Source organism: Kitasatospora sp. NPDC059146, assembly GCF_042786665.1.
Classification (GTDB): domain Bacteria; phylum Actinomycetota; class Actinomycetes; order Streptomycetales; family Streptomycetaceae; genus Kitasatospora.
Map to the genome: position 1 here is coordinate 20929 of NZ_JBHZCY010000070.1, position 26801 is coordinate 47729.

Below are 26801 nucleotides of genomic sequence, written 5' to 3' on the forward strand. Positions count from 1 at the left end.
AAAGCCGGACGTCGAGTTCAGTGCTGGGCGCAGGCGTCCACGTCGGCGGTGCGTCCCTCGAAGGTGGGCGAGGCGCCCGCCGAGGGTGACGCCGCGGCCCCGTCGGATCCGGCTCCCGCTCCGGCTCCCGCTCCGGTGCCCGCCCCGGCTCCGGTCCCCGCGTCCGGCGAGGGCGCCGAACCGGGCGGCCGCAGGGCCAGCGGCCGGTCCGCCCGCAGCGCGTCGAACAGCTGGGTGGTCTGCGGCTGGACGAACTCGTCCCGGTCCGAGTCGTAGCGGTACGGGCGGCGCGGCGCCGTCAGGAACACCACGTCCGGGGAGGGGACGTCGCGCAGGTCCTGGGTGAGGTCGTACAGCGCGCCGAGCGAGGACAGGCCGCCGTCCGCCTTCACCGAGGAGGTGGCCGCGTCCAGCACCGGCCACAGCTTGGCCGGGTTCAGCAGCACCCCCTGCGACTGCACCTTGCGGATCAGCGAGGCCAGGAACTGCTGCTGGCGGCCCATCCGCTGGGTGTCGCTGCCGTCGCCCAGGCTCTCCCGGGCCCGGACGTAGCCGAGCGCCTGCTCGCCGTGCAGCAGCTGACGGCCGGCCGGGAGGTCGAGCTTGGCGTCCTTGTCGTGGATCGGCTGCGGCACGCACACCTCGACCCCGCCGATCGCGTCCACCATCGTCTTGAAGCCGCTGAAGTCGAGGATCACGTAGTGGTCGATCCGGATGCCGCTCAACTGCTCGACGGTGCGGATCGAGCAGGCCGGACCGCCCAGCTCGAACGCCCAGTTGAACTGCATCGTCCCCGCCTTGCTGCGGCTGCCGTCCGGCTTCTCGCAGGAGGGCACGGTGACCATCACGTCGCGCGGGACGGAGACCGCCGTCGCGTGCTTCCGGTCGGCGGCCAGGTGCAGCAGGATCGTGGTGTCCGAGCGCTGGGTCCCGGCCTCGCCGCCGTAGGAGGAGTTCGCCCCGGAGCGGTCGTCACTGCCGATCAGCAGGATGTTCTCGGCGCCCTTGGCCCCCGCGGCCCGGCTCGGGCGCTCGGCCTCCAGCTTGGCGAGCAGCCGGTCGGTGGCCGAGTCCGTCCTGATGTTGCCGTCCAGCTTGCGGTAGGCGATCCAGAGCAGCACGCCGGTGGCGACCAGCAGGAACGCGACGGCGCCGGCGGTGATCATCAGCCACCGCCGGCGCCTTCGCGGGCGTCCCGGTCCGCTCGGGGGAGCGTGCTCCGGGGGAGTCTGGTCGGTCGGGGGGTGCTCGGTGTCGTCCTCGGCCATGGCAGGGATCCCTACCCGCCGGGACCGTCCCGGGGTCAGCCGAGGCGCACAGTCACCCGTTCGGATTCGGAGCGCTTCTCCCACTGCCCGGCGTCCAGGCCCTCGGAGTTGCGGCACAGCACCACCGAGGCGCCGACCGCCAGCGGGGCCAGCAGGCCGGCCTCCAGGCCCGCCCAGTCGTCGAAGGAGAGGGTGGACATCACCCGGTCCCCGGGCTTGAGGCCGATCCGCGCCGCGCCCTCCCGGGCCAGCGCGACGGTCTGCTCACCGGTCAGTTTCAGCGGCAGCCCGTCCACCGAGGTCTCCAGCGCCTGCCCGTCCGGGGCGACGGGGGAGTACGGCGCGAAGCGGTCGCCCTGGCCGGGCACCTCCGCGGCGTAGTCGAGGAAGCCGTCCGGGCGGTGCGGGAAGCGGCCGCCGAGCGGGCGCAGGGCGAGCGCGACCCGCTCGCCCCCGCAGGCCTGGGCGGCCTCCAGGCCGTCCGGACCGCTCACCACCAGGTCGGCGTCGGCCGGGTCGCCGGCCGGCACCGCGGTCACACCGACGGACCAGCAGGCCAGCAGCCAGACGGCGCTCTGCCAGTGGGCGGGCAGCAGCAGCGCGGCGCGGTCGTCCGGACCGGCGTTCAGCTCGTCCTGGAGGAGGTTGGCGGTCTTGGCGACCCAGTTGTCGAAGGTCCGGGCGGACAGCTCCACCCGTTCGCCGGTGGCGTCGTCGTAGAAAGTGACCAGCGGGGCCGCGGGATCGACCGAAGGGGTGCCGCCGCGCAGGTATGCGTGCAGCAGCTCGACGGGGGTGCGGGCATCGGCAGCGAATGGCGCAGTCATGGTGCGCCCCAGCCTACGGCCTTCGGGTGGCAGGCCGGGAGGGGCGGCCGAGCGGGCGCGGGGCGGCGTGGCGGGCGGTCCGATTTGCGGCGACGATCCCCTTTATGCGCCTTTCCCACCAGGCCGCGCGCCTTTCCACCAAGGCCGCGCGCCTCCCCTTCCCGGCCGCGCTGCTCGCCGGCTGCACCGCCGCCCTGCTGCTCCAGCCCGCTCCCGCCGCCACCGCCGTGCCCCTTGCCCCCGGCGGCGAGCACCGTGACTTCCCCGGCGGCGGCCGGACCGTCTCGCTCCGGCTCCCCGCCGGGCACGGGCTCCCGCCGAGCACGACCGGACCCTTCGAACTCCTCGGCATCGGCTGGGACGGACCGGCGGGAGCGCTGGACGGCGGGAGCCTCCGGGTCCGCACCCGGGACGCGGCCACCGGCCGCTGGAGCGACTGGCACACCCTGGAGACCGACACCGACGACGGCCCCGACCGCGCCCCGCACGGCGCCACCGCCCCGCTGTGGACCGGCCGCAGCGACGGCGTCGCCGTCGAGTTCCGGCCCGGCCCGGCCGGACCGCCGCCCGGACTGCGGCTCGACCTCGTCGACCCCGGCGCCGGCGCACCCGCCCCGGCCGCCACCCGGACGGTGCCCGCGGCACCCGCCGCCGAGGACGGCCACCAGGCGCCCCGCCCGGCGATCGTCACCCGGGCCGGCTGGGGCGCCGACGAGTCCCTGCGCGACCCGGGCTCCGAGTACACCGGCCCGGTCCGCGAGGTCTTCGTCCACCACACCGCGACCGCCACCGACTACGCCTGCTCCGACGCCCCCCGGGTGATCAGGGGCATCTACCAGTACCACGTCAAGACCAGCGGCTGGCGGGACATCGGCTACAACTTCCTGGTCGACCGCTGCGGCACCGTCTACGAGGGCCGGGCCGGCGGCGTCGACCGGCCCGTCCACGGCGCCCACACCCTCGGCTTCAACACCGACTCCTCCGGCGTCGCCGCGATCGGCACCTACGTCGACGCCACCCCGCCCCAACCCCTCCTCGACGGCCTCGCCGCGATCGCCGCCTGGAAGCTCGGCCTCACCGGCCGGCCCGCCGACGGCCGCACCAGACTCACCTCCTCGTCCGACGCCAGCCGCTACCCCAAGGGCACCGTCGTCGACTTCGACGCCGTCTCCGGCCACCGCGACGCCTTCAACACCGAATGCCCCGGCAAGGCCCTCTACGCCCGGCTCCCCGAACTCCGCACAGCCGCCGCCCGACTCCAGACTCCCTAGCCGTCACCCTCCCCACGTATCGTTCAGGGCCTCAGGCACCCCAGGAGGCGACGGCAGTGACGGGCGGCGAAGCGGTACGGCACTGGCGGCCGGGCTTCCCGCTCGACCCCGTCCGCACCCTGCTGCCGCTGCGCCGGGGCCCCGCCGACCCCTCGTACCGCACCACCGGCGACGGTGCCGTCTGGCGCGCCTCCCGCACCCCGGCCGGCGTCGGCACCCTGCGGGTGCTGCCGCGCCCCGGTGCGGGCGAGGTGGAGGCGACCGCCTGGGGGCCGGGCGCCCAGTGGCTGCTCGACCGGCTGCCCACCCTGCTCGGCGCCGAGGACCACCCGGAGGCGCTGGTGCTGCCCCCCGGCCCGCTCCGGGACGCCCAGCGCCGCACCCTCGGGGTGCGGCTCACCCGGACCGGCCTGGTCCTGGAGTCCCTCGTCCCCGCGATCCTGGAACAGAAGGTCACCACCGACGAGGCCTACCGCGCCTGGCGCACCCTGCTCCGCGACTTCGGCACCCCGGCCCCGGGCCCGGCCGAGGGCATGCGGGTGGCCCCGTCGGCCCGCGATTGGGCGATGGTCCCGAGCTGGGAGTGGCACCGGGCCGGCGTCGACCCCGGACGCTCGGCCACGATCCAGCGCGCGGTCCGGCTGGCACCCCGCCTGGAAGAGGCCTCCGCGATGGCCCACGAGGAGTCCTTCGCCCGCCTGACGGCCGTCCCGGGCATCGGCACCTGGACCGCCGCCGAAACCCTCCAGCGCAGCAACGGCGACCCGGACGCGGTCTCGGTCGGCGACTTCCACCTCCCCAACCTGGTCGGCTGGGCCCTGGCCGGCCGCCCCCGCAGCGACGACACCCAGATGCTCGCCCTACTGGAGCCCTACCGCCCCCACCGCCACCGCCTCTGCCGCCTCCTCACCGCCACCACCCCCCACGCCCCCCGCTACGGCCCCAGACTCACCCCCAACGACCACCGCAACCGCTGACCGGAGAACGCCGCCCTGCGTACACGCCGTGTGTACGCTGGAAGCATGGCTGATGAACTGAACATCCGTGAGGCCCGGGCCCACCTCGCCGAGGTGCTGAGCCGGGCCGAGGCCGGTGAGATCACCGTCATCACCCGCAAGGGCGAGCGTGTCGGCGCGGTCGTGCCGATCGAGATCCTCGATGCCATAGAGGACGCGGAGGACGAGCTCCTCGCCCGTGAGGCGGAGAAACACCGGAACGAACCCACGGTGAGCATGGCCGAACTTCTGGCAGACCTTTTCGGAGAGCCGCCGAGCAGTGCCGGGAGCGCCGCGTGAAGTACGCGTTCCGCTTCACCGCGAGCGCTCGGCGGCAACTGCGCGACATCAGCCAGGTCGATGCCATGCAGATCCTCGCCGCGCTCACCAGACTCGGGGACGACCCGTACGCCGACGGCCCGGACGTGAAGAAGCTGACCGGACACACGGGTCTCTACCGGCTCCGGGTCGGCATGTACCGGGTGGCGTACGAGATCCACGACGACGTGCTGGTGATCGTCGTCGTGAAGGTGGGCGACCGCCGCGAGATCTACCGGGGCCTCTGAGGGATCCCTACCGCACCGCGACGAAGGCGTCGGCGCTGCGCTCCGGGCGGACCCGCGGCGCCTCCGCCGGGCGTCCCACGGCGACGGCCCCCATCGGGTCCCATCCCTCCGGCAGGTCCAACGCACCCCGGACGGTGTCACGGCAGAACATCGTGGAGGAGACCCAGGCGGTGCCGTACCCCTCGCCGGTGAGCGCGACCAGCAGGTTCTGCACGGCGGCCCCCAGGGCCACCGTGAACATCTCCCGTTCGGCCGCGGCCCGCCGCGGGTCCGGGTAGTCGTGCGACCCGTCCATCACCAGGCACGGCACCACCAGGTACGGCGCGTCGCGCAGCACGTTCCCGCGGGCGGTGCGGCGGGCGATCCGGGCCTCGTCCCAGCCGTCGAGTTCACGGAGGTCGCGCTGCCAGGCGCCGAGCATCGCGTCCAGCAGCCGGACCCGGGTCTCGGCGGACTCCAGCAGGACGAACCGCCAGGGCGTGGTGTGGTGCGGGGCGGGCGCGGTGACGGCGGCGGCCACCGCGCGCCGGACGGCGGCCGGGTCGACCGGGTCGGCGGTGAAGGAGCGGACGGTGCGCCGCAGGGTGACGGCCTGGCGCAGCGCCTCGGAGGTGCCGAGCCGGAACATGTCGTCCGCGGCGGGTCGCACCAGCGGCCGGGTGCCGGCGCCGTCCTCGGCGGTGACTAGGTGGCCGAGCCCGCGCACGACGGCGACCGGGACGCCGGTGGCCTTGCCCTTGACGAGGTCGCCGGCGGCCGCGAGTTCGTCGGCGGTCGCGGTGACGGTGAGCACCAGTTCGTTGCCGTGGCTGTCGGTGCGCCCCCGGTGGTCCTCCAGGACGGACAGTCCGGCGGCGCCGATCGCGACGTCGGTGAGCCCGTTGCGCCAGGGCCGGCCGAAGGTGTCGGTGACGACGACGGCGATCCGGTGGCCGGTGAGCTGCTGGAGCCGGGCGCGCAGCGCGCGGGCCGAGGCGTCCGGGTCCTCGGGCAGCAGCAGCACGGTGCCGGGGGCGGTGTTGGAGGCGTCGACCCCGGCGGCGGCCATGACGAAGCCGTTGCGGTTCTCGACGATCCGGGCCGGTCCGCGCCGGGCGACGACCCGGACGGTCTCGGCGTCGACCGCGGCGTCCCGGTCGGTGGCGTGCAGCAGTCGGCCCTCGGCCTTGCTGACGATCTTCGAGGTGACCAGCAGGATGTCGCCGTCGCGGTACGTCCCGGCCTTGGCGATCAGCCCGGCGAGGTCGGCCCCGGCCTCGACCTCGGGGATGCCCTGGACCGGAAGGATCTCGATGGTCACGCGCGGACCTGCTCGGCCAGCGCCAGCGCCGCGCGGGCCATCTCGGCGGTGGCCTCGACGTCGGTCATCAGCAGCGGGACGGCCCGGCAGGCGATCCCGGCGGCTTCGACGGCCGGGACGGCCTGCTCGTCCGCGGTGTCCACCAGCCAGCCGTCGATGAGGCCGGCGCCGTAGTTCAGCGCGACCGCCTCGGCGGTGGCCTCGACGCCGACGGCGGCGAGCACCTTGTCGGCCATGCCCCGCACCGGCGCCCCGCCGATGATCGGGGAGAGCCCGACCACCGGCGCCGGGGCGGCGGCGACGGCGTCCCGGATGCCGGGGACGGCGAGGATGGTGCCGATCGAGACGACCGGGTTGGACGGCGGGAAGAGGATGACGTCGGCCTCGGCGAGGGCCTCCAGCACGCCGGGCGCGGGCTTGGCGGTGTCCGCGCCGACCGGGATGATCGCCTCGGCGTCGACGGCGGCGTGCAGCCGGACCCAGTACTCCTGGAAGTGGACGGCCCGGGTGCCCTGTTCGTCGGTGATCCGCACGTGGGTCTCGACCCGGTCGTCGCTCATCGGCAGGAGCCGCACGCCGGGCTTCCAGCGCACGCACAGCGCCTCGGTGACCTGGCTGAGGCTGTACCCGGCGGTGAGCATCTGGCTGCGCACGAGGTGGGTGGCGAAGTCGCGGTCGCCGAGCCCGAACCACTCGGGGCCGACGCCGTACTCCTTCATCTCGGCCTTGATCGACCAGGTCTCGTCGGTCCGGCCCCAGCCCTGTTCCTCGTGGATGCCGCCGCCGAGGGTGTACATCACGGTGTCGAGGTCGGGGCAGACCTTGAGCCCGTAGAGGTGGATGTCGTCGCCGGTGTTGCCGATGACGGTGATCTCGTCCTGCGGTCCGACCGCCGCGAGGAGTCCGCGCAGGAAGCGCGCCCCGCCGATCCCGCCTGCCAGTGCCACGATGCGCATGGGGTCATCCTGCCACGGTCGGACTCTTCGTCAGGCCTCGGTCAACGCCGCTCGGACTCCGCCGCGTGCGCGTGCTGCTCGGGGACGGCGGTGGCGGTGCCGTACTGGTTCATCGCGGTCAGGCCCGGGGTGTAGAGGTGGATGGAGACGGCGGGTTCGAGCGCGCCGTTGACCACCTCGTGCAGGTAGCCGGAGGAGAACACCCGCTGCCCGCCGGGGCGCAGGGTGCGGGCCCCTTCGCCGGCGTGGGTGAGCGAGCGTTCGGTCAGCTCGCCCTGGACGACGGTCATCACGCCGGAGGACTCGCCGTGGTCGTGGAAGCCGCTGCTCTGGCCGGGCAGCCAGCTGAGCAGCCAGACCTCGTAGCCGGGGCCGGTCTCCAGGCGGGCGTACCAGCGGGTGAGCGCGTCGTAGCGGACCAGCGGTTCCCAGCGGGTGCGGTCGGCGGCGATCTCGCGGACCAGCCGGGCGTACCCGGCGACGGTGGTGGGGTGGCCGGGCAGGTCGGTGCGGGCGAGGTGCGGGAAGGCGAGCGGGTCGCCGGCGATGGAGACGTCGCTGAGGCCGTCGGCCCAGCGGTGCCGGTCGCCGTGGCGGGGTGCGTGGGCGGCGGCGAGGCCGCGGCGGGCGTGCTTGTTGCGGTCGCGGTTCCGCTTGCGGATGCGGATCATGCGCACGGGAGTCGTCCTCGGATGGCTCGGCTGGTTCGGGGAGCAGCCGGATCCGGGATGTCCTGGGGCGGGAGTCGCGGGCGGCCTCTGTGCTTCCTGGGCGGCGCGCGGTGGGACGCGGGCGCCTAGATACAGCAGGAACAGAGGCGACAACAGGAGTTCACGGCACGGCGGAGCGTGGAACCGCTCCGGGGGCTGGCGAACTCTGACATGGAGGAAAGGAGACCGCATCCGCAGGGGCGGTGTCAAACCGAAGGATGCGGCATTCGAGTGGGTTAGGTCCGGATCTTTCCTGGATGGGGTGATTCATCACTCTCTATGTTTCGATGGGAAGATCGCCGGGAAGGGAGGCCGATGACCGGCCTGTCACGATGACCGAGCGTCATTCCGCGAGTGATTGCGGGCGTTTCGGTGTCGCCGGGGCTTTCGGACCCAAGGTCCGATGTGTCCGGATATGTACACTATTCGTAACGGCTTGGTGCCAGGGAGTGAATCCCGGCCTCAATACCAGAGCTCGGCTTGACTGGGCCAGAGTGACGCAACTGTAATTTCACTCGTGTCGTCAGCCGCACGAGGCAACGGCAACCACGGGGACGCCAAGTAGGGGCAGAGGAGGCGCGCCACATGAGCGAGCTCTTTGAGCTGTTGATCGGGGACGGCATCGCGGAGGAAGAGGAGGAATTCGGTTGGCAGGAGCGCGCGTTGTGCGCCCAGACCGACCCGGAGTCCTTCTTCCCCGAGAAGGGTGGCTCGACCCGCGAGGCCAAGAAGGTCTGCCTCGCCTGCGAGGTCCGTTCGGAGTGCCTGGAGTACGCCCTCGCCAATGACGAGCGCTTCGGCATCTGGGGAGGCCTCTCCGAGCGCGAGCGCCGCCGGCTCAAGAAGAGCGCCGTCTGACCGGGGCGGCCCCGACCGATCTCGCTGACCCTCCGCCACCGGTGGACGGCCGCACAGCTGTACGAGCGCCTCACCGCGACGGTGGGGCGCTTTCGTGTTCCCGGACCGGTTCATGCCGATCCCGGGTCCCCTTCTTCACCGCCTCCGCACCGGCACCGGGCACGAAGCGGCCATCCGGAGCCGTTAGTGTGGTGCGCCATCCGGTTGCCGTTCACCGGCTGTGTCCACCGAGAACTGGGGCCCGCGCACTCGATGACCGTCTACAGCCACCAGAGCGGCTTCACCGCTTCCAGGCCGCCCGCCTACCCGCGCCACCTGGTGACCGCGGTGATCGTCTCGCACGACGGCGCCCGCTGGCTGCCGCAGGCCCTGGCCGGACTGCTCGGCCAGGACCGCCAGGTCCAGCGGATCCTCGCGGTCGACACCGGATCCACCGACAACTCCCCGCAGCTGCTCGCCGACACCCTGGCCGACTGGCTGCCCGAGAGCGGCCCGCTGGTGCTCGGCCGCCGGGCCGGCTTCGGCGCCGCCGTCGCCGAGGCCGTCGCGAGCAGCGCGCCCCTGCGCCCGGAGGACCTCCCGTACCGGCTCGACCCCTCCGGCTACGACCCGGTCACCGGCGGCTGGGACGACTACGGCGACCCGCTCGCCCAGGAGGACGACCTCGGCCGCGGCGGCCCGCGCGAGACCCAGCCGGTCGAGTGGCTCTGGCTGCTGCACGACGACTGCGAGCCGCAGACCGACGCGCTGCGCCGGCTCCTCCAGGTCGCCGACTCCACCCCCAGCGCCGGCGTGGTCGGCCCCAAGCTGCGCAGCTGGTACGACCGCCGCCAGCTGCTGGAGATCGGCGTCACCATCGCCCGCTCCGGCCGCCGCTGGACCGGCCTCGACCGCCGCGAGCAGGACCAGGGCCAGCACGACCAGGTCCGCCCGGTGCTGGCCGTCTCCAGCGCCGGCATGCTGGTGCGCCGGGACGTCTTCGAGGAGCTCGGCGGCTTCGACCGGGCCCTCCCGCTGATGCGGGACGACACCGACTTCTGCTGGCGGGTCAACGCCGCCGGCCACCGCGTGGTGGTCGCCCCCGACGCCGTGCTGCGGCACGCCGAGGCGGCCAGCCGCGAGCGCCGCGCGATCGACTGCGGCCCCGCCCACCCGCACCGGGTGGACAAGTCCGGCGCCGTCTACACCCTGCTCGCCAACTGCAGGGGCGCGCTCTTCCCGTACGTGCTGCTGCGCCTGGTGCTCGGCACCCTGGTGCGGGCCGTCACCAACCTGCTCGGCAAGGACCCGCGCCAGGCGGTCGACGAACTGGCCGGCCTCGGCCACGAACTCGTCCGCTTCCCACGGCTGTTGGCCGCGCGCAAACACCGTGCCCGGACCCGCGCCGCGGACGCCCTGGACGACCGCACGCTCTTCCCGGCGCCCGGTGCCACCACCCGGCTGGCCGTCGAGGGCGTCATCGGCTCGCTCGGGATAGGGGGCGCCGACGACACCGGCAGCCGGCACGGCTCGGTCGAGGCCGGTGGCGACGAGGACGGCGAGGACCTCGTCGTCGAGCAGTTCGCGCTGATCAAGAAGCTGGCCCGGCGCCCCGCGCCGGTGCTGTTCGCCGGCCTGCTGGTGTTCGCCCTGGTCGCCTGCCGCGGCCTGTTCGGCAGCGGCGAGCTGTTCGGCGGCGCCCTGCTGCCCGCCTCCGACGGCGCGGGCGGCCTGTGGGCGATGTACGCGGACGCCTGGCACCCGGTCGGCACCGGCTCCACCGCCGCCGCACCGCCGTACCTCGGCGTGCTCTCGGTGCTCTCCTGGCTGCTGTTCGGCCACGCCGACCTCGCGCTCACCCTGCTGGTCGTGCTCACCGTCCCGCTCGCCGCGGTCAGCGCCTACCTGGTCTCCCGGCCGCTGCTGGACTCCAAGCTGGTCCGCGCCTGGGCCAGCGCCACCTACGCGCTGCTGCCCGCCGCCACCGGCGCGCTCGCCCAGGGCCGGATCGGCACCGCCGTCCTCGCCGTGCTGCTGCCGCCGCTGGCCCGCGCCGCCGCGATCGCGGCCGGCCTCGGCATCCGCCAGGAGAGCGCTGCCAAGGGCGCCCGCCCCGGCTGGCGGCCGGTCTGGATGACCGTCCTGCTGCTCACCCTGGCCACCGCCTTCGTCCCGCTGACCTGGGCCCTCGCGGTACCGCTCTGCCTGGCCGTGCTGGTCCTCGCGGTGCTGCGCGGCGGCGCCTTCGGCTCCGGCGGCACGGCGCTGCGCCTGCTCGGCCTGCGCGTCCTGGTGATCCTCGCGGTGCCGGTCGCGGTGCTCGCCCCCTGGTCGCTCAAAGTGCTCTCGCACCCGCAGTGGCTGCTGCTGGAGGCCGGGCTGCCCGGACTGCACGGCGCCGGGGCGAGCGCGGCCGGCCTGCTGCTGGTCAACCCCGGCGGCGCCGGGGTGCCGCCGGTCTGGCTCTCCACCGGTGTCGTCCTGGCCGCACTGGCCGCGCTGCTGCGCGCCGACCGCCGCCGCGCGGTGCTCGCCGCCTGGGGCGCGGCCGGTGCCGGGCTGGTCTTCGCCGTCGCGGTGGCGGGCACCTCCGTCACCCCGGCCTCCGGCGGCCAGCCGGTGCCCGCCTGGGCCGGCCCGGCCACCCTGATCGCCGGGATCGCCCTGCTCGCCGCTGCCGCGATCGGCGCCGACGGCGCCAACGCCCGGGTCGCCGGGATCGCCTTCGGCTGGCGCCAGCCGGTGGCCGCCCTGGTGGTGGCCGCCGCCGTGCTGGCCCCGCTGGGCACCGGCCTGTGGTGGGCGCTGACCGGCGCCGGGGGCCCGCTGCACCGCGCCGCGTCCGGCCAGGTGCCGGCCTTCATCGCCGAGGAGGCCGGTACCAGTGACCGGTCCCGCACCCTCGTGGTCACCGGCCAGAAGGGCGCCGTCCGCTACACCGTGGTGCGCGGCGCCGGCCTGACCCTCGGCCAGGCGGAGTCCACCGTCGACCCGGCCACCGGTACCCAGGGCGGTCTGGACCGGATGGTCGGCAGCCTGCTGGCCGGCTCCGGCGCCGACCAGGCGAACGCCCTGGCCGGTTACGGCATCGCCTACGTGCTGGTCGAGCGGCAGGCCGTGGACGCCTTCAAGGACGTCCTGGACACCACCCCCGGCCTGGTGAAGGCCAACCAGGACGGCGACGCCGCGCTCTGGCAGGTCAACGGCGCGCCCGCGGTGCGCGCGGTGATCACCGCTCCGGGCGCCACCCCGGTGGTCGTCCCGTCCGGCGAGCGCGACCTCACCGCCACCGTCCCGGCCGGTCCGGACGGCCGGGTGCTGCGGCTGGCCGAGGCCGCCGCCCCCGAGTGGAAGGCCACCATGGACGGCACCGCGCTGGAGCCCACCACGGTCGACGGCTGGGCGCAGGGCTTCAAGCTCCCGGCCGCCGGCGGCAAGCTGAGCGTCACCCGCGAGGGCAGCCTCGTCCACACCGGCTGGATCTGGGCGCAGGTCCTGGTCGGCCTCACCATCCTGGTGCTGGCCCTGCCCGGCCGCCGCAGCCACAAGGACGACGACCTGCCCGAGGAGGTGGTCGCCGCCGCCGCGCTGGCCGCCGCCGCCCAGGCGCAGGCCCCCGCCCCCGGCAGCCGCCGGGCCCGCCGGATGGCCGAGCGCGGCGAGGGCGGCGAGCCCGGCGCCGAGGAGCCCGGGGTGTACGACGGCCTGCCGGGCGCGATCCCGGCGCAGCCCGCCGGCGAGCCGGTGGCCGGGGCGGTCCAGGCGGCCGCCGCCGTCCAGGAGGCCGAGCCGTACACCGACCCGTACCAGACGTACCAGCAGGCCGACCCGTACAGCTACGACCAGTACGCGACCCAGCAGCCGGTCGCCGCGCCGTACGCGGGCCAGGGCTACGGGTACGACGGCCACCAGCAGGGCTACCCGCAGCAGGGGTACGACCAGCAGGGCTACGAGCAGCAGGGGTACGAGCAGTACCCGCAGGAGCAGTACGGCTACGACGCCTACCAGCAGCAGCCCGGGCAGCCCCAGCAGACCTGGCTGCCGGGCCAGCAGCAGGGCGAGCCGTACTACGACCCCAACGAACCGGGCGGCACCGGGCACCCTTCCGGGAACTACGGCCCCCACCAGCACGGATCGGGGAGCTGACCCGCCATGAAGAAGCCCGCATTCGGGAAGAAGTCCGCCGCCCGGGCCGAGCAGCCCGCAGAGCCCTCCGCCGCTGCGGCCGGGGCCGCGGAGCCCGCCGGCGCGCCGGGGACGGCCCCCGGCCGGTCCGCGGGGAAGACCACCCAGTCCCTGCTGGCCGCGGCCGTGGTGCTGGCGGCCGTGTTCGGGATCGCCGAGCTGCGCCCGCCGGCCGGCCCGGCCAAGGCGGACGGCGGGGCCGCCCCGAGCACCGCGCAGGTCGAGCGGACGGCGGCGGTCTGCCCGCAGCCCTTCCAGGGCCTGACCGGCTCGACCACGCTGACCGCCTACACCCCGCCCGGCACCGGCTCGGCCACCGGCGGCGCCGGCTGGCTCTCCGAGCAGGCCGCCCCGGCCACCCCGCCGAGCGCGGCCCCGTCCGCCCCGGCGCCGAGCGGATCGCCGGCCGGCGCGCCGAGTGCGGCCGCGAGCGGCTCCGGCGCCCCGGCCACCCCGGCCCCGGACAAGAACGCCGCGCCCGCCGACGCCAAGCTGACCCTCGGCAAGCCCGGCACCCCGGCCACCGGCCCGGCCAGCAACGGCGACGCCGCGCCCGGCACCGGGGCCGTCGCCACCGGCGCGCTCGCCCCCGGCTTCACCGTCAGCCAGACCACCGTGGTCACCGAGCAGCGCGGCACCGGCCTGTCCGGCCTGACCTGCACCCCGGAGAGCACCAGCTTCTGGTTCGCCGGGGCCAGCACGGCCGGCGACCGGGTCGACTACGTCAGCCTGGTCAACCCCGAGTCCTCCGCCGCCGTGGTCGACATCAAGCTGTACGGCGACAAGGGCCTGATCGACAACGACGCCGCCAACGGCATCGCCGTCGCCCCCGGCAGCTCGCAGTCCGTCCTGCTGTCGACGATCAGCAAGGGCGCCGTCACCGACCTCGCCGTGCACGTGGTGGTGCGCTCCGGGCGGATCGGCGCCGCGCTGCACGCGGCCGACGGCGCCAAGGGCGCCGACAGGGTCCCCGCCTCGGCCGAGCCGGCCGCCACCCAGGTGATGCCCGGCCTGCCCGCCGATGCCACCGCGGCCCGGCTGGTGGTCTGGGCCCCGCCGGAGGACGACGCCGACCTCAAGATCCAGCTCTCCGGCAAGAACGGCTGGTTCACCCCGGCCGGCAACGAGTCGATCCACGTCAAGGCGGGCATGGTGGCCGCCGTCGACCTGGGCAAGGTCACCCGGGACGAGGTCGCCGGGCTGCGGCTGTCGCCCAGCGACGACCGGCACCCCACCAAGATCGTGGCCGGGTTGCGGGTCGACCGCACGGGCGGCAACGGCAAGAGCGAGGCGGCCTGGCTCACCGGCAGCGGCCCGGTCGGCGCCCGCGCCACCGTCGCCGACAACCGGGCCGGGGCCTCCACGATCTTCCTGACCTCCACCGGCGACGCCGCCACCGTCAAGGTCACCGGCTCGGCCGGCAGCGGCGGCGGCACCCCGGCGACCAAGGAGGTCCAGCTCCCGGCCGGCGGCACGGTCGCCATCCCGGCGCCCGAGCCCGCCGGGCTGAACGGCGTCTTCGCGGTCACCGTGGAGACCGAGTCCGGCGGCCCGGTGGTCGCCGCCCGGATGCTCGCCCTGCCCGCCAAGGACGTGCCGATGTTCACCGTCCAGGCACTGCGCGACGACCACAGCACCGTGCAGGTCCCGCAGGCCACCCAGGACCCGGGAGTGGTGCTGCGCTGACCGGCCCTTCCGGGGCCCCGCGGGGCCCCGGAAGGTCACTCCTCGTCGTAGCGCGGGTCGATCGCGTCCGGCGACAGCCCCAGCAGCTCGGCCACCTGCTCGATCAGGATCTCGTGCACCAGCGCCGCCCGGTCCTCCCGGGTCTTCGCCCGGATCTCCACCGGCCGCCGGTACACCACGATCTGGCTCTTGTGGCCCTTCTGACCGGGCGACACCCGGCCCAGCGGCACGCCGTCCTCGGTGTCGGCGCCGTCCGGCTCGTGCAGCGGCACCTCCTGCACGGCGAACTCCACCTCGATCAGCTGCGGCCACCGCCGCTCCAACCGCTCCACCGACTCGCGCACGTAGTCGTCGAACAGTTCGGAGCGGGTGAGCGAGATCGGCACCTGGGGCGGGGCCAGCGGGCCGCGCAGCCCCCTGCCGTGCCGGTCGCGGTGCCGGGGGCGGCGCGAAGGGCCTGTCGATGACTGCGGTGCGGAGCTGTCCATATCACTGCCGAGAGTAGTCCTTGGCGGGTCGGAAGTGGACCACTCCGACGGGGGAATCGCCGGTGCGACGGCGCGTGTCCGAGCGGCCGGAGCGAGCCGGTCGGCAGGAGCCGGGCGGGCGCGCCCGGGGCGCCCCCACGGCCCGGCGGGGCCCAGGCGGGGGGACGCCGGTGAGCACCCGGGGCGCGACACGGCACCCCCGCCGGACAGGCGGTCTTCGCTCCCCGGCGGGGAGTGCGGTACCGTCCACCCTCGTGAGCTCTGTACGTCGTTGTTCGCGGACCGCGTGCGGCCGACCGGCCGTCGCGACGCTGACGTACGTCTACGCGGACTCCACCGCCGTACTGGGCCCGCTCGCCACCTACGCCGAGCCGCACTGCTACGACCTGTGCGCCGAGCACGCCGAGCGGCTCACCGCCCCGCGCGGCTGGGAGGTCGTCCGGCTCGCCCTCGAGACCGGGCCGCTGCGCCGCAGCAGCGACGACCTGGAGGCCCTCGCCAACGCCGTCCGCGAGGCCGCCCGCCCGCAGACCCCCCGTCAGGGCCGCGTCCCCGAGGGCGAGTCCACCGAGGGCGGCCGCCGCGGCCACCTCCGGGTCCTGCGCTCGCCCGACAACTAGGGCCTCTCCTGGGCCTCGCCCCGCACGGTGCGTTCACCCGGCCCGGGTACGCTGCCCGTCTGACACCACCGCGATCCGTCGACCGGACGCGTCGGTGGCCCGACGTATCGATCAGCACAGAACCAGGGTGGAGCCGCAGTGCGCGACCTCAAGCAGCTCGTGAAGGCGTACGACGTCCGAGGTGTCGTCCCGGACCAGTGGGACGAGAGCCTGTCCCGGGCCTTCGGCGCCGCGTTCGTGCAGGTCACCGGCGCGACCGCGATCGTGGTCGGGCACGACATGCGCCCCTCCTCGCCGTCGCTGAGCCGGGCCTTCGCCGAGGGCGCCGCGGCCTACGGCGCCGACGTGGTCGAGATCGGCCTCTGCTCGACCGACCAGCTCTACTACGCCAGCGGCAAGCTCGACCTGCCCGGCGCGATGTTCACCGCCAGCCACAACCCGGCCCAGTACAACGGCATCAAGCTGTGCCGGGCCGGCGCCGCCCCGGTCGGCCAGGACACCGGCCTGTCCGAGATCCGCGAGCTGGTCGAGTCCTGGACCGCCGAGGACGACACCGTCACCGTCCCGGCCAAGGACGTGAAGCCCGGCGGGCTCTCCGCCCAGGACACCCTGCGCGGCTACGCCGACCACCTGCTGGGCCTGGTCGATCTCAGCGCGATCCGCCCGCTGAAGGTCGCCGTGGACGCCGGCAACGGCATGGGCGGCCACACCGTGCCGACCGTCTTCGACGGCCTGCCGATCGAGCTCGTCCCGATGTACTTCGAGCTGGACGGCACCTTCCCCAACCACGAGGCCAACCCGCTCGACCCGAAGAACCTGGTCGACCTCCAGGCCGAGGTCCGCAAGGTCGGCGCCGACATCGGCCTGGCCTTCGACGGCGACGCCGACCGCTGCTTCGTGGTCGACGAGCGCGGCGAGCCGGTCTCCCCGTCCGCGATCACCGCCCTGGTCGCCGCCCGCGAGATCGCCCGCGCCCAGGCCGCCGGCGAGGCCGAGCCGACGATCATCCACAACCTGATCACCTCCTGGACCGTCCCCGAGGTGGTCCGCGAGCTCGGCGCCGCCCCGGTGCGCACCCGGGTCGGCCACTCCTTCATCAAGCAGGAGATGGCCGCCACCGACGCCGTCTTCGGCGGCGAGCACTCCGCCCACTACTACTTCCGCGACTTCTGGCGCGCCGACACCGGCATGCTGGCCGCGCTGCACGTGCTGGCCGCGCTCGGCGGGCAGCAGGGCACCCTGTCCGAGCTGACCGCCGAGTACGACCGCTACGCCGCCTCCGGCGAGATCAACAGCACCGTCGCCGACCAGGCCGCCAGCACCGCCGCCGTCCGCGCCGCCTACGCCGGCCTGGAGGGCACCACGGTGGACGAGCTGGACGGCCTCACCGTGGCCGGCCCGGACTGGTGGTTCAACCTGCGCGCCTCCAACACCGAGCCGCTGCTGCGCCTGAACGTCGAGGCCAAGGACCCGGCGCGGATGGCCGAACTGCGCGACGGCGTGCTCGCCGTCGTGCGCGCCTGACCGGACCGCGCCTGACCGGAGCGCACCGTGCCCCGGCCGGTAGGGTTGCCTATCGGCCGGGGCACCTCCGTGCCACCACCGAACTTTGGAGAGCCCCCATGAAGCTCGAATCCTTCCTGCTGGAGATCCTGGTCTGCCCGCAGTGCCGGGCCGCGCTCGCCGAGGGCGGCACCGAGGAGCAGCCCGAGCTGCTCTGCACCGGCGCGGACTGCGGCCTCGCGTACCCGGTCCGCGAGGGCATTCCGGTCCTCCTGGTGGACGAGGCCCGCCGCCCGGCCTGATCCTGTTGGGGCCGACCAGCCCCGGGGCCGACCGGCCCGACCCGCGCCCGCCGCCCACACAGGACAGCCGGAGGCCCGCCGCATGCTCGACGACACCCTGCTCGACGATCCGGCCGCCCTCCAGCGCGCCGACCACGACCGCGCCCTGCTGGCCCTGGCCGGCGCCGGCGCCCGGGTCCGCACCGCGCTGCGGCAGGCCGACGCGGCCGGCCTCGACCGGCTGCGCCCCGACGGCCGCCCGCGGGCCGTCCTGGTCGCCGGGCACGGCAGCGCCCTGACCGCCGCCGAGATCCTCGCCGCGCTGGCCGGGACCGCCGTCCTGGTCGTCCCGCTGCCGCCGACCGAGGCCGTCGCCCCGCGCGTCGACCGGGCGGCCGGCGCCCCGCCCGCCTTCACCGCCGGGCTCGGCTGGCAGCTGCCCGGCTGGGCCGGACCGCTCGACCTGCTGGTGGTCAGCTCCGCCGACGGCGGCGAGCAGGGCCTGATCGGCCTCGCCGAGCAGGCCTACGCCCGCGGCTGCTCCGTCGTCGTCACCGCCCCGCCCGGCAGTCCGCTGGCCGAGGCCGCGCTGCAGGTGCGCGCGCTGCCGCTGCCGTACGTCGGCACGGTGCTGCCCGACGAGGGCCCGCCCGCCGCACCGGCCGCCGAGCCGGACCTGCCGGCCGAGGACCCGGCCGCGCTGTGGTCCCACCTGACCCCGCTGCTGGCGCTGGCCCAGAAGCTCGGCCTCACCCAGCTGCCCTACGACGCGCTGCCGGCCGTCGCCGACCTGCTGGACACCGCCGCCGTGCGCTGCCGCCCGGACGCCGCCGCGTACACCAACCCGGCCAAGGGCCTGGCCGCCCGGCTGGCCGGGACGGTCCCGCTGCTGTGGGCCGAGGGCCCGGTCGCCGGCGCCGCCGCCTCCCGGTTCGCCGCCCAGCTCGCCGAGCGGGCGGGCCGCCCGGCGCTGACCGGCGCGCTGCCGCAGGTGCTCACCGCCCACCGCGGCATGTTCACCGGCCAGTTGGGCGCGGGCGCCGACCCGGACGACTTCTTCCGCGACCGGGTCGAGGAGCCCGACCCGCTGCACCTCCAGGTGCTGCTGCTGCGGCACGTCCCCGAGGCGGGCACGCCGGACCCCGGGCAGGAGCAGGACGGCCCCGCCGAGGTGCCCGAGGACGACGAACGGCCGCGCAGCTTCGGCGTGCGCCGCGCCCACCGGCTGGCCGCCGCCCACGACGTACGGCTCACCGAGTACGCGAGCACCCTCGCGGACCCGCTGCACGCGCTGGCCGACCTGATCGCGCTGACCGACTTCGCCGCCGTCTACCTGGGGCTGGCCGCCGCGCAGTCCTGAGGCCGCTACTCTCTGCCCATGAGCACAGAGGGCGGGACGAAGGCACTGGTCGCGGCGTTGTCCGCCAACCTGGCGATCGCGGTGGCCAAGTTCACCGCCTTCGGCTTCACCGGCTCCTCCTCGATGCTGGCCGAGGGCGTCCACTCGGTGGCCGACTCCGGCAACCAGGTGCTGCTGCTGATCGGCGGCAAGCGGGCGCGCCGCGCGGCGGACGAGGAGCACCCGTTCGGGTACGGGCGCGAGCGCTACGTGTACGGCTTCCTGGTGGCGATCGTGCTGTTCAGCGTCGGCGGCCTGTTCGCGGTCTACGAGGGCTGGCACAAGGTCAACCACCCCGAGGCGCTGGACTCCTGGGGCTGGGCGGTGGGCGTGCTGGTCTTCGCCGTCGCGATGGAGGGCTGGTCCTTCCTGACCGCGGTGCGCGAGTCCGCCAAGGCCAAGGGCGGCCAGGGCTGGGTGCAGTACATCCGCACCGCCAAGGCGCCCGAGCTGCCGGTGGTGCTGCTGGAGGACACCGGCGCGCTGATCGGCCTGGTGCTCGCGCTGCTCGGCGTCTCGCTCACCGTGATCACCGGCGACGGCGTCTGGGACGGCGTCGGCACCCTGTGCATCGGCGTGCTGCTGGTGGTGATCGCGGTGGTGCTCGCGCTGGAGACCAAGTCGCTGCTGCTCGGCGAGTCCGCCGACAAGGACTCGGTGCGGCGGATCCGCGCCGCGCTGGTGGACGGCGAGGCGGTCACCGGGGTGATCCACATGCGCACCCTGCACCTCGGCCCGGAGGAACTGCTGGTCGCCGCCAAGATCGCCGTCAACGCGGAGGACAGCGCCGCCCGGGTGGCGCGGGCCATCGACGCGGCCGAGGAGCGGGTCCGCGCCGCCGTCCCGATCGCCCGGGCGATCTACCTGGAGCCGGACGTCTACAGCGCCGAGAAGGCCGCCGCGGGCGAGGACCCGGCGGCCACCCCGGGCGGCCCCGGGCCGGGCGCCGCGCACTGACGGACCGTCCGGCGGGCCGGTCCGGCGGGGGCCGGCGGCGGTCGGGCAGGGGCCGGGCACGGGACGGGCAGGGGTCCTGCGGCGGCTGGGCGGCGGCCGGATCCGGCCGCCCAAATCAGTCATCCGCGGACGCCCGGTGGGGCCATCGGTGTAGATTCGTCACCAGAGCCAGAACGTCGCTGCTGATGGCGGTCGATCGGCGGTCCGCACCCGTAGGGTGTGCGCCGGTCGAGGGAGAGAGGTCCTCCGACGGTTTGTGCTGCGCAGCAGGGAGCCGGTCCGCCACCACGGGATCCGGCGGCCCCGGCGTAGCCGTGCACCCGTACGGCCCGCCATGCGCACCGCACATCCGGACCTCGGCCCGTGCCCCACCCCATCAGCGAGGAGCAGACGCATGTCGACCGACATCACCGGTGACTTCAAGGTCGCCGACCTTTCCCTGGCGCCGTTCGGCCGCAAGGAGATCCAGCTGGCCGAGCACGAGATGCCCGGCCTCATGTCCATCCGCGCCGAGTACGCCGCCGCGCAGCCGCTGGCCGGCGCCCGGATCACCGGCTCGCTGCACATGACCGTCCAGACCGCGGTGCTGATCGAGACCCTGACGGCGCTCGGTGCCGAGGTCCGCTGGTGCTCCTGCAACATCTTCTCCACCCAGGACCACGCCGCCGCCGCCATCGCGGTCGGCCCGGAGGGCACCCCGGAGAACCCGCAGGGCGTGCCGGTCTTCGCCTGGAAGGGCGAGACCCTGGAGGAGTACTGGTGGTGCACCGAGCAGGCGCTGACCTGGCCCGACGGCAAGACCCCGAACATGATCCTGGACGACGGCGGTGACGCCACCCTGCTGATCCACAAGGGCGTCGAGTTCGAGAAGGCCGGTGCCGCTCCGGACCCGTCCACCGCGGACAACGACGAGTTCCGGATCATCCTGGAGCTGCTCAACCGCACGCTCGTGGAGACCCCGAACAAGTGGACCGAGGTCGCCGCCACCATCAAGGGCGTGACCGAGGAGACCACCACCGGTGTCCACCGCCTGTACGAGATGCACCGTGACGGCCAGCTGCTGTTCCCGGCGATCAACGTCAACGACTCGGTCACCAAGTCGAAGTTCGACAACAAGTACGGCTGCCGCCACTCGCTCATCGACGGCATCAACCGCGCCACCGACGTCCTGATCGGCGGCAAGGTCGCCGTCGTCTGCGGTTACGGCGACGTCGGCAAGGGCTGCGCCGAGTCGCTGCGCGGCCAGGGCGCCCGCGTCATCGTCACCGAGATCGACCCGATCTGCGCGCTCCAGGCGGCGATGGACGGCTACCAGGTCGCCACCCTGGAGGACGTGGTCGAGACCGCCGACATCTTCATCACCACCACGGGCAACAAGGACATCATCATGGCCTCGCACATGGCCCGGATGAAGCACCAGGCCATCGTGGGCAACATCGGCCACTTCGACAACGAGATCGACATGGCCGGCCTGGCCAAGCTCGACGGCGTCGTGAAGACCGAGGTCAAGCCGCAGGTCCACGAGTGGCGCAAGGCCGACGGCCGCACCATCATCGTCCTCTCCGAGGGCCGCCTGCTGAACCTGGGCAACGCGACCGGCCACCCGTCCTTCGTGATGTCCAACTCCTTCGCGAACCAGACGATCGCCCAGATCGAGCTGTTCACGAAGACCGAGGAGTACCCGATCGGCGTCTACGTGCTGCCGAAGCACCTGGACGAGAAGGTGGCGCGCCTGCACCTCGACGCGCTGGGCGTGAAGCTGACCACCCTGTCCCAGGAGCAGGCCGACTACATCGGCGTCCCGGTCGAGGGCCCGTACAAGGCGGAGCAGTACCGCTACTGATGCGGTGAGTCGCCGCTGACGCGGTGACCGGCGCGTTCGGCGCGTGGTCGGTCGTCCGGTCGTCCGCCGAGAACGGCCGTCCGGACGTTCTCAGCGGACGAACACGTCGGTGGTCCAGTCGCGTTCGTTCACACCGATCGGCTCGGTGCGCGAGAGCAGCCCGGACAGTCCGCCGATCTCGTCCAGGGCCGGCGGCGTGCCGCCCCCGTACACGGCGGCGCAGATCCACACCCCGTTCCGGGACTGGCAGGTCGGGGCGGGGCTGGGGTGCCCGGTCGGCATCGTGCCGGGCTCGTCCGTGTCCGGTCGCAGTTCGAGGGTGACGGTCCTTCCCTGGACCTTGAAGTTCAGGTAGAGGTTCCAGGCTCCCCGGCCTTCCGGGTCCGGGCGGGAGAGCTGCACCATGTCGGGTGTTCCGAACTCCTCGGGCAGGTTGGTGAACTGGACCGGCAGCGGGACGTCCCGGTGTCCGTACCGGACGCCGTTGGCCACCCTGAGCAGCACGTCGCGACCGGTCTGCTCCGGGGTGCCGTTGCTCGCGGCGAGCTCCGCCCAGCGGCCCGAGGGGGTCAGCCAGCGCAGTGACCACGTCTGCGTCCCGCTCGGCAGGTTCGCCCAGTAGGCCGTCCGCCCGTTGATCGGGGGGGCGTCCTCGCGCACCAGGTGGATGTCGTACGGGGGCGACTGGGGGTTCAACGGCGGCTCGACCCCGGCCGGGTAGAGCTGGAGGTTCAGGCGCGGGATGCTCCGGCCGGTGTCCTTGTTCGCGGAGTAGAGGCCCTTGGCCTGGATCTCGCGGTCGATCCGGCCCGGTTGGTCCACCCAGTCGGGCAGCCAGCCGTACGAGACCTCGGTGCTGAGCGGGTCCGAGGCGGCGGCCGGGGCGGTGGTCGACGTCGGGGTCGGGGTCGGGGCCGGCGTCGCGGTGACCGCCGGGAGGGTCTGCACCGCCGGTGCCGTGGTGCCGGGCCTCATCAGCATCGTGGCCGTGAGTGCGACGGCCGCCACGACGGCCACCGCGCCGGCCGTGGCCCGGTACCGGCGCTGCAGGCGGGCCCGTCCACGGGTGATGGACGTGGTGATGTCGAAGGCCGCGGGCGGGGCCGGCTCGTCGGCCAGAGCCGACAGGGCGATGCTCAGCTCACGGTGATCGGTGGCGGTCATGACGTCCTCTCTGCAAGGGCCGGGACGAGAACGAGACTGCGGCGGAGGGTCTCCAGGGCGCGCGCGCTCTGGCTCTTCACGTTGCCGGAGGAGCAGTTCAGCGCCTCGGCTGCCTGGTCGATCGACAGGTCGCAGTAGTACCGGAGCACGACGGCCGCGCGCTGGCGCGGCGGGAGCGCCGCCAGGGCCTTGCGCAGGTCGAGCGAGACGTCCAGGTCGATGCTCGTGGCCGCGATGTCCGGATCGGTGCCGGTCCGTACCGTCCGGCGCCACCAGGAGGTGCGCTGCTCGGCGAGGAACGTGTTCACCAGCGTCCGGCGGGCGTAGCCGTCCACGTTCGTCGCGCGGCTCGCCTTCGCCCAGTGCACGTACAGCTTGGTGATGGTCTCCTGCACCAGGTCGTCGGCCCGGTGCCAGTCCCCGCACAGCAGATAGGCGACCTTCCGCAGCCAGCCACTCCGTGAAGCCACGAACTCCGTGAACTCCGCGTCGCGTGTCTGCTTCGCCATCTGCACCCCCTCTCGTCGTGGCGGCGGCGCGTCTCCCGCGCCGTCCGACCCTCTGATGCGGGCACCGGCCCGGAATGTTGCACCGGACGCCGGTGCGTAGGCTTTCGGGCATGCCCAACGGTCGGTACTCGCTCCATGACACCCATGACCACGTGCTGCTCGGCGAGGAGCGGTTCAGCTGCGCGCCCGGGGCGGCCGGCTGGCGGTACGTCTCCAAGACCTACGCGCCGGACGGGCAGGTGATCGGCAGCGTCGACCTGACGCTGGACTCGCGGGCCCGGCCGTTGCGGATGGAACTGCGGGCCGGCGGCTGGCAGGTGCGCGGCGGCGCGGTGGACGGGGTGGCGTGGGTCCGCACCGACGCGGCCGACCCGGGCGGCGAGCACGCGGCGGAGGGGCACGACCGGGCGCACGGCTTCGCCGGACGCTCGCCGGGCTTCCTGGTCGCCACCGCCCGGATGCTGCGGCTGCGGGAGGGGGCGAGCGCCCGGGTGCGGCTGGTGGCGTTCACCGAGCCGGTGCTGGCGCCGCGCACCTTCGACCAGGGGTGGCTGCTGGAGGGCGTGGACACCCACGCGACGGACTCGGGGCCGCTGCTGGTCGAGCGCTACCAGGTGGCGGACCTGGAGACGGGGGAGCAGCAGGTGGTGCACCTGGCCGGGGACGTGGTGCTGGCGGCGGCGGGGATCGAGCTGGAGGAGCTCCAGTCGCCGCCGAACGCCTGGCCGGTGGGGGAGTAGGGGCGGGGCGCCCAGGCAGGGGCGGGGTTCAGGCGGGTGAGGTTCAGGCGGGTGGGGCGAAGCCTGCGTCGGGAGCGGGCGGGGTCGGCTGCGAGGGCTTGACGAAGGACGGGGCCGCGGGGGCGGCCGGCGTCGGGACCGGTGCCGGGGCTGCTACCGGGGGCGTCGCTACGGGCGCGTGCGCGTGCGCCGCGGGCACGCCGAGGACGCGGTGGGGGCGGCCGTCGGCCGTGGGGGCCTGGGCGACGGCCGGGTGCGGGGCGGGGGTCTGGACGGGGGCCGCGGCCATGAACCGCTGCTGGGCGCGCATCCACTCCCGGCGCTGGCGCTCGGTGAGCACCGCGCCCAGGTAGGCCGCCGGGTGCAGTCCCGGCGGAATCGGGTTCCCGATCCGGCCGGCCAGGTCCTCGGCCAGCCCGGCGGCCATCCGGAAGGACACGCCGGGCTCCAACTGGCCCACCCGGACGAGCAGTTGACGGATCGCCAGCCAGAGCGGCTCGGGCACCGCGGACAGGTCCATCGCGACCAGCTCACGGCCCATGTCGTGCAGCAGCTGCGGGTGCACCGGGGGCAGCGGGCCGGCCGCACCGGCTCCGGCCGGAGTGCGCTCCCGGACCACGACCGTCCCGGCGAAGATGTCGCCGAGCCGCTTGCCGTCCGCGTTCAGCGTGGAGGTGATCACGGCCGGGGCGCCGGTTATCGCGATCAGCTCGAAGAAGCCCACCAGCCCGCGCACCAGCGAGTGCCGGAACCGGACCGGGCCGCCGTCGGTGCGAACCACCCGCAGTCCGAGCGCCGCCTTGCCGACCGAGCGCCCGCGGCTGAGGGTCTCGATCATCACCGGCAGGGCCACCAGGAAGAAGACCGTCATCCCGAGCATCGTCGCGGCCAGCGCCGCGCTGTCCAGGCCGGACAGGGCGATGCTCAGCACCAGCGTCGACACGAACAGGGCGGCGAACTCGATGAGGAGGTCGAGCACGATCGCCAACGCCCTGCTCGGAAGCTTCGCCGTCTGCAGGTCGAGGACGACCGCCTCACCCGTCACCAGGTCGCTCAAGACACCTGTCCGTTCACGCTCATGCGAGCAGGTGGGAGCGCACGTGGATCGGCCCCCACTGCCCGCTCTCCGCAGTCTGATCCGCAGCCGCAAACATACGGCGCCCGGTGGTCGCACGGGAAGTGAGATCCCGGCGGCCGGGGCGGCGGCGGTTCCTGGCATGCTGGGCCCGCACGTGTCCGTACGTACCTGCCCGACCCGCGCACGCGCGCCTCGCGCCATCGCCGACCATGGAGCCGCCGAATGGACCTGGACGTCTTCGTCGCCACCCACCAGGGGGAGTGGGCCCGGCTGGACGCCCTTGCCCGTAGGCGCCGGCTCAACGGGGACGAGGCCGACGAGCTGGTCACCCTCTACCAGCGCGCCACCGGCCACCTGGCCAAGGTGCAGGCCGCCGCGCCGGACCCGGCCCTGGTCGGCCGGCTGACCGGCCTGGTCTCGCGGGGCCGCAGCGCGGTGACCGGCGCCCGCACCAACGGCTGGCAGGACGTCGCCCGCTACTACACGGTGAGCTTCCCGGCCGCGCTGTACCGCGCGCGCCGCTGGTGGATGCCGGTCGCGGCGGTCTCGATGGTCGTCACCGTGCTGATCGCCTGGTGGATGGCCACCCACCCCGAGGTCCGGAACAGCCTGATCGCGCCGGACGACCTGCGCGAGCTGACCCGCCCCGGCGGACAGTACGAGGCGTACTACTCGGACCGGCCGGCCAGCTCCTTTGCGGCCCAGGTCTGGACGAACAACGCCTGGATCGCCGTGCAGTGCCTGCTCTTCGGTATCGCACTGGGCATCCCGGTGCTCGTCGTGATGTGGGTCAACGTGGTCAACCTCGGCGTCGGCGTCGGGCTGATGGCCTCGGCCGGGCGGCTGGACGTCTTCCTCGGCCTGCTCATCCCGCACGGCCTGCTGGAGCTGACCACGGTCTTCGTGTCCGGCGGCCTCGGCCTGCGCCTCGGCTGGACCCTCATCGACCCCGGCCCGCGCACCCGCGCGGTGGCACTGGCGGAACAGGGCCGCTCGATCATCGGCATGGGAATCGGGCTGGCGACGGTGCTGGCCGTGGCCGGCGTGCTCGAAGCCTTCGTGACGCCGTCCGGCCTGCCGACCTGGGCCCGCATTTCCATCGGAGTCGTGGCGGAGGCGGCGTTCCTCACCTATGCGCTGGTCCTGGGCCGGAAGGCCGCGGCGAGCGGGGAGTTCGGCGACGTGGACGCGGCCGACCGGGCGGACCTGCAGCCCGTCGCGGCCTGAGCCGTGGTGATCAACAGGCCGTTGACCTGCTAGTCTTCTCGCATCCCGACCAAACCATTGACGTGGTGTGGGTGGGCTAGTAGGTTTGAACGGTTGGGAGCGACTGGACAACGGTCGGGCCCGGGCGTTAGTGTCTACGACACCGCCGAAATCGAGGCGAGCGCGTTTCACGAAATGCGCGCCCTCCGATGAAGCAAATCCCACGGACGGAACACTCCGAAAGCTTTGATAAGCTTCGGAACGAAGTTCGCAGGAAATCCCGCCAGCGGGAATCGGATGAATGAAACTCCGGAAAGCGGAGCGGAAAACATCTGGTAAGCTGGAAACACGAAAGAACGAAGCGCCCGGAGGGCCCGCTGGAAGGCGGTCCGAAGGAAGCGTCCGTTCCTTG

Annotated in this window: 25 protein-coding genes; 15 read left to right on the top strand and 10 right to left on the bottom strand. The window is 74.2% G+C overall.

Going from position 1 to position 26801, the window contains the following annotated elements; genetic code table 11:
* Positions 1-17: 17 nt before the first annotated feature.
* Entirely contained in the window at positions 18-1268 is a 1251-nt protein-coding gene (locus ACFXPX_RS26750; RefSeq protein WP_380643670.1) for an LCP family protein, read from the bottom strand.
* A gap of 35 nt (positions 1269-1303) precedes the next feature.
* Positions 1304-2095 (bottom strand): TIGR03089 family protein, encoded by a 792-nt coding sequence (locus tag ACFXPX_RS26755; RefSeq protein WP_375895881.1) that lies wholly within the window; start codon positions 2093-2095, stop codon positions 1304-1306.
* A gap of 104 nt (positions 2096-2199) precedes the next feature.
* Between ACFXPX_RS26755 and ACFXPX_RS26760 the strand changes: the two genes are divergently transcribed.
* The 4 genes from ACFXPX_RS26760 to ACFXPX_RS26775 are packed head-to-tail and all read left to right on the top strand — an operon-like array spanning position 2200 to position 4927.
* The gene (locus tag ACFXPX_RS26760; RefSeq protein ID WP_380643672.1) at positions 2200-3366 is read left to right on the top strand and encodes a peptidoglycan recognition protein; all 1167 of its coding nucleotides are present in this window, start codon (positions 2200-2202) and stop codon (positions 3364-3366) included.
* The gene (locus ACFXPX_RS26765; RefSeq protein WP_380643674.1) at positions 3294-4343 is read left to right on the top strand and encodes a DNA-3-methyladenine glycosylase family protein; all 1050 of its coding nucleotides are present in this window, start codon (positions 3294-3296) and stop codon (positions 4341-4343) included. The genes ACFXPX_RS26760 and ACFXPX_RS26765 overlap by 73 nt, the downstream gene beginning before the upstream one ends.
* 45 nt (positions 4344-4388) lie before the next feature.
* Complete coding sequence (locus ACFXPX_RS26770) at positions 4389-4661, top strand: type II toxin-antitoxin system Phd/YefM family antitoxin (protein ID WP_375895874.1); 273 nt, start codon at positions 4389-4391, stop codon at positions 4659-4661.
* On the top strand, positions 4658-4927 hold the full coding sequence (locus ACFXPX_RS26775) for a type II toxin-antitoxin system RelE/ParE family toxin (protein ID WP_380525655.1): 270 nt from the start codon (positions 4658-4660) through the stop codon (positions 4925-4927). The genes ACFXPX_RS26770 and ACFXPX_RS26775 overlap by 4 nt, the downstream gene beginning before the upstream one ends.
* A gap of 7 nt (positions 4928-4934) precedes the next feature.
* On the opposite strand, the gene ACFXPX_RS26780 is transcribed toward ACFXPX_RS26775, so the two are convergent.
* Genes ACFXPX_RS26780 through ACFXPX_RS26790 form a run of 3 tightly spaced genes read right to left on the bottom strand, consistent with a single transcriptional unit; the run spans position 4935 to position 7860 of the window.
* Positions 4935-6227: a coenzyme F420-0:L-glutamate ligase gene (locus ACFXPX_RS26780; RefSeq protein ID WP_375895869.1), complete on the bottom strand. Its 1293-nt coding sequence runs from the start codon at positions 6225-6227 to the stop codon at positions 4935-4937.
* Positions 6224-7183, bottom strand: coding sequence for a 2-phospho-L-lactate transferase (cofD, locus tag ACFXPX_RS26785; RefSeq protein ID WP_380525656.1), 960 nt, complete (start codon positions 7181-7183; stop codon positions 6224-6226). Before cofD ends, ACFXPX_RS26780 begins: the two co-directional genes overlap by 4 nt.
* A gap of 41 nt (positions 7184-7224) precedes the next feature.
* Complete coding sequence (locus tag ACFXPX_RS26790; protein ID WP_375895864.1) at positions 7225-7860, bottom strand: cysteine dioxygenase family protein; 636 nt, start codon at positions 7858-7860, stop codon at positions 7225-7227.
* A gap of 618 nt (positions 7861-8478) precedes the next feature.
* On the opposite strand from ACFXPX_RS26790, the gene ACFXPX_RS26795 reads away from it, so the two are divergent.
* From ACFXPX_RS26795 to ACFXPX_RS26805, 3 genes are all read left to right on the top strand, one after another.
* Positions 8479-8751 (top strand): WhiB family transcriptional regulator, encoded by a 273-nt coding sequence (locus ACFXPX_RS26795; RefSeq protein ID WP_375895861.1) that lies wholly within the window; start codon positions 8479-8481, stop codon positions 8749-8751.
* 252 nt (positions 8752-9003) lie between these two features.
* Positions 9004-12876, top strand: a complete 3873-nt coding sequence (locus ACFXPX_RS26800; protein WP_380643677.1) for a glycosyltransferase — start codon at positions 9004-9006, stop codon at positions 12874-12876.
* A 6-nt stretch (positions 12877-12882) separates the two neighbouring features.
* A complete protein-coding gene (locus tag ACFXPX_RS26805) occupies positions 12883-14601 on the top strand; it encodes a DUF5719 family protein (RefSeq protein ID WP_380643680.1) in 1719 nt (572 codons plus the stop codon).
* A 35-nt stretch (positions 14602-14636) separates the two neighbouring features.
* Here the strand turns inward: ACFXPX_RS26805 and ACFXPX_RS26810 are convergent, their stop codons facing one another.
* A complete protein-coding gene (locus tag ACFXPX_RS26810) occupies positions 14637-15089 on the bottom strand; it encodes a metallopeptidase family protein (RefSeq protein WP_350509617.1) in 453 nt (150 codons plus the stop codon).
* A 170-nt stretch (positions 15090-15259) separates the two neighbouring features.
* Between ACFXPX_RS26810 and ACFXPX_RS26815 the strand changes: the two genes are divergently transcribed.
* From ACFXPX_RS26815 to ahcY, 6 genes are all read left to right on the top strand, one after another.
* Positions 15260-15709, top strand: coding sequence for a DUF3499 domain-containing protein (locus ACFXPX_RS26815; protein ID WP_375895855.1), 450 nt, complete (start codon positions 15260-15262; stop codon positions 15707-15709).
* A 138-nt stretch (positions 15710-15847) separates the two neighbouring features.
* A complete protein-coding gene (locus ACFXPX_RS26820) occupies positions 15848-17233 on the top strand; it encodes a phosphomannomutase/phosphoglucomutase (RefSeq protein ID WP_380593452.1) in 1386 nt (461 codons plus the stop codon).
* 98 nt (positions 17234-17331) lie between these two features.
* The gene (locus ACFXPX_RS26825; protein ID WP_375895850.1) at positions 17332-17514 is read left to right on the top strand and encodes a Trm112 family protein; all 183 of its coding nucleotides are present in this window, start codon (positions 17332-17334) and stop codon (positions 17512-17514) included.
* Between the two features lie 82 nt (positions 17515-17596).
* Positions 17597-18853 carry an SIS domain-containing protein gene (locus tag ACFXPX_RS26830; protein ID WP_380593451.1) on the top strand — a complete coding sequence of 419 codons (1257 nt, stop codon included), beginning with the start codon at positions 17597-17599 and terminating at the stop codon, positions 18851-18853.
* 18 nt (positions 18854-18871) lie between these two features.
* Entirely contained in the window at positions 18872-19849 is a 978-nt protein-coding gene (locus tag ACFXPX_RS26835) for a cation diffusion facilitator family transporter (protein ID WP_375895846.1), read from the top strand.
* A gap of 394 nt (positions 19850-20243) precedes the next feature.
* Positions 20244-21692 carry an adenosylhomocysteinase gene (gene ahcY, locus ACFXPX_RS26840; RefSeq protein ID WP_375895843.1) on the top strand — a complete coding sequence of 483 codons (1449 nt, stop codon included), beginning with the start codon at positions 20244-20246 and terminating at the stop codon, positions 21690-21692.
* A gap of 90 nt (positions 21693-21782) precedes the next feature.
* Here ahcY and ACFXPX_RS26845 read toward each other — a convergent pair whose 3' ends face one another.
* Positions 21783-22856, bottom strand: coding sequence for a hypothetical protein (locus ACFXPX_RS26845; protein WP_380643682.1), 1074 nt, complete (start codon positions 22854-22856; stop codon positions 21783-21785).
* Positions 22853-23365, bottom strand: coding sequence for a SigE family RNA polymerase sigma factor (locus tag ACFXPX_RS26850; protein ID WP_380525661.1), 513 nt, complete (start codon positions 23363-23365; stop codon positions 22853-22855). The genes ACFXPX_RS26845 and ACFXPX_RS26850 overlap by 4 nt, the downstream gene beginning before the upstream one ends.
* A gap of 110 nt (positions 23366-23475) precedes the next feature.
* On the opposite strand from ACFXPX_RS26850, the gene ACFXPX_RS26855 reads away from it, so the two are divergent.
* Positions 23476-24105, top strand: a complete 630-nt coding sequence (locus tag ACFXPX_RS26855; RefSeq protein WP_375895836.1) for a hypothetical protein — start codon at positions 23476-23478, stop codon at positions 24103-24105.
* A gap of 43 nt (positions 24106-24148) precedes the next feature.
* Here the strand turns inward: ACFXPX_RS26855 and ACFXPX_RS26860 are convergent, their stop codons facing one another.
* Positions 24149-25162 (bottom strand): RDD family protein, encoded by a 1014-nt coding sequence (locus ACFXPX_RS26860; RefSeq protein ID WP_380643685.1) that lies wholly within the window; start codon positions 25160-25162, stop codon positions 24149-24151.
* 243 nt (positions 25163-25405) lie between these two features.
* On the opposite strand from ACFXPX_RS26860, the gene ACFXPX_RS26865 reads away from it, so the two are divergent.
* Entirely contained in the window at positions 25406-26410 is a 1005-nt protein-coding gene (locus tag ACFXPX_RS26865; protein WP_375895831.1) for a stage II sporulation protein M, read from the top strand.
* 167 nt (positions 26411-26577) lie between these two features.
* Here the strand turns inward: ACFXPX_RS26865 and ACFXPX_RS26870 are convergent.
* A partial coding sequence (locus ACFXPX_RS26870) for a hypothetical protein (protein WP_380643687.1) occupies positions 26578-26801 on the bottom strand: 224 nt, incomplete at its 5' end.

What these genes read in the sequence shown, in the direction of transcription:
- ACFXPX_RS26825 (WP_375895850.1), top strand. Translation starts at nt 17,332, where the DNA reads ATGAAGCTCGAATCCTTCCTGCTGGAGATCCTGGTCTGCCCGCAGTGC.
- ACFXPX_RS26755 (WP_375895881.1), bottom strand. Translation starts at nt 2,095, where the DNA reads ATGACTGCGCCATTCGCTGCCGATGCCCGCACCCCCGTCGAGCTGCTG.
- ahcY (WP_375895843.1), top strand. Translation starts at nt 20,244, where the DNA reads ATGTCGACCGACATCACCGGTGACTTCAAGGTCGCCGACCTTTCCCTG.
- ACFXPX_RS26830 (WP_380593451.1), top strand. Translation starts at nt 17,597, where the DNA reads ATGCTCGACGACACCCTGCTCGACGATCCGGCCGCCCTCCAGCGCGCC.
- ACFXPX_RS26835 (WP_375895846.1), top strand. Translation starts at nt 18,872, where the DNA reads ATGAGCACAGAGGGCGGGACGAAGGCACTGGTCGCGGCGTTGTCCGCC.
- ACFXPX_RS26765 (WP_380643674.1), top strand. Translation starts at nt 3,294, where the DNA reads ATGCCCCGGCAAGGCCCTCTACGCCCGGCTCCCCGAACTCCGCACAGC.
- ACFXPX_RS26770 (WP_375895874.1), top strand. Translation starts at nt 4,389, where the DNA reads ATGGCTGATGAACTGAACATCCGTGAGGCCCGGGCCCACCTCGCCGAG.
- ACFXPX_RS26850 (WP_380525661.1), bottom strand. Translation starts at nt 23,365, where the DNA reads ATGGCGAAGCAGACACGCGACGCGGAGTTCACGGAGTTCGTGGCTTCA.
- ACFXPX_RS26810 (WP_350509617.1), bottom strand. Translation starts at nt 15,089, where the DNA reads ATGGACAGCTCCGCACCGCAGTCATCGACAGGCCCTTCGCGCCGCCCC.
- ACFXPX_RS26795 (WP_375895861.1), top strand. Translation starts at nt 8,479, where the DNA reads ATGAGCGAGCTCTTTGAGCTGTTGATCGGGGACGGCATCGCGGAGGAA.
- cofD (WP_380525656.1), bottom strand. Translation starts at nt 7,183, where the DNA reads ATGCGCATCGTGGCACTGGCAGGCGGGATCGGCGGGGCGCGCTTCCTG.
- ACFXPX_RS26855 (WP_375895836.1), top strand. Translation starts at nt 23,476, where the DNA reads ATGCCCAACGGTCGGTACTCGCTCCATGACACCCATGACCACGTGCTG.
- ACFXPX_RS26750 (WP_380643670.1), bottom strand. Translation starts at nt 1,268, where the DNA reads ATGGCCGAGGACGACACCGAGCACCCCCCGACCGACCAGACTCCCCCG.
- ACFXPX_RS26805 (WP_380643680.1), top strand. Translation starts at nt 12,883, where the DNA reads ATGAAGAAGCCCGCATTCGGGAAGAAGTCCGCCGCCCGGGCCGAGCAG.
- ACFXPX_RS26760 (WP_380643672.1), top strand. Translation starts at nt 2,200, where the DNA reads ATGCGCCTTTCCCACCAGGCCGCGCGCCTTTCCACCAAGGCCGCGCGC.
- ACFXPX_RS26845 (WP_380643682.1), bottom strand. Translation starts at nt 22,856, where the DNA reads ATGACCGCCACCGATCACCGTGAGCTGAGCATCGCCCTGTCGGCTCTG.
- ACFXPX_RS26865 (WP_375895831.1), top strand. Translation starts at nt 25,406, where the DNA reads ATGGACCTGGACGTCTTCGTCGCCACCCACCAGGGGGAGTGGGCCCGG.
- ACFXPX_RS26800 (WP_380643677.1), top strand. Translation starts at nt 9,004, where the DNA reads ATGACCGTCTACAGCCACCAGAGCGGCTTCACCGCTTCCAGGCCGCCC.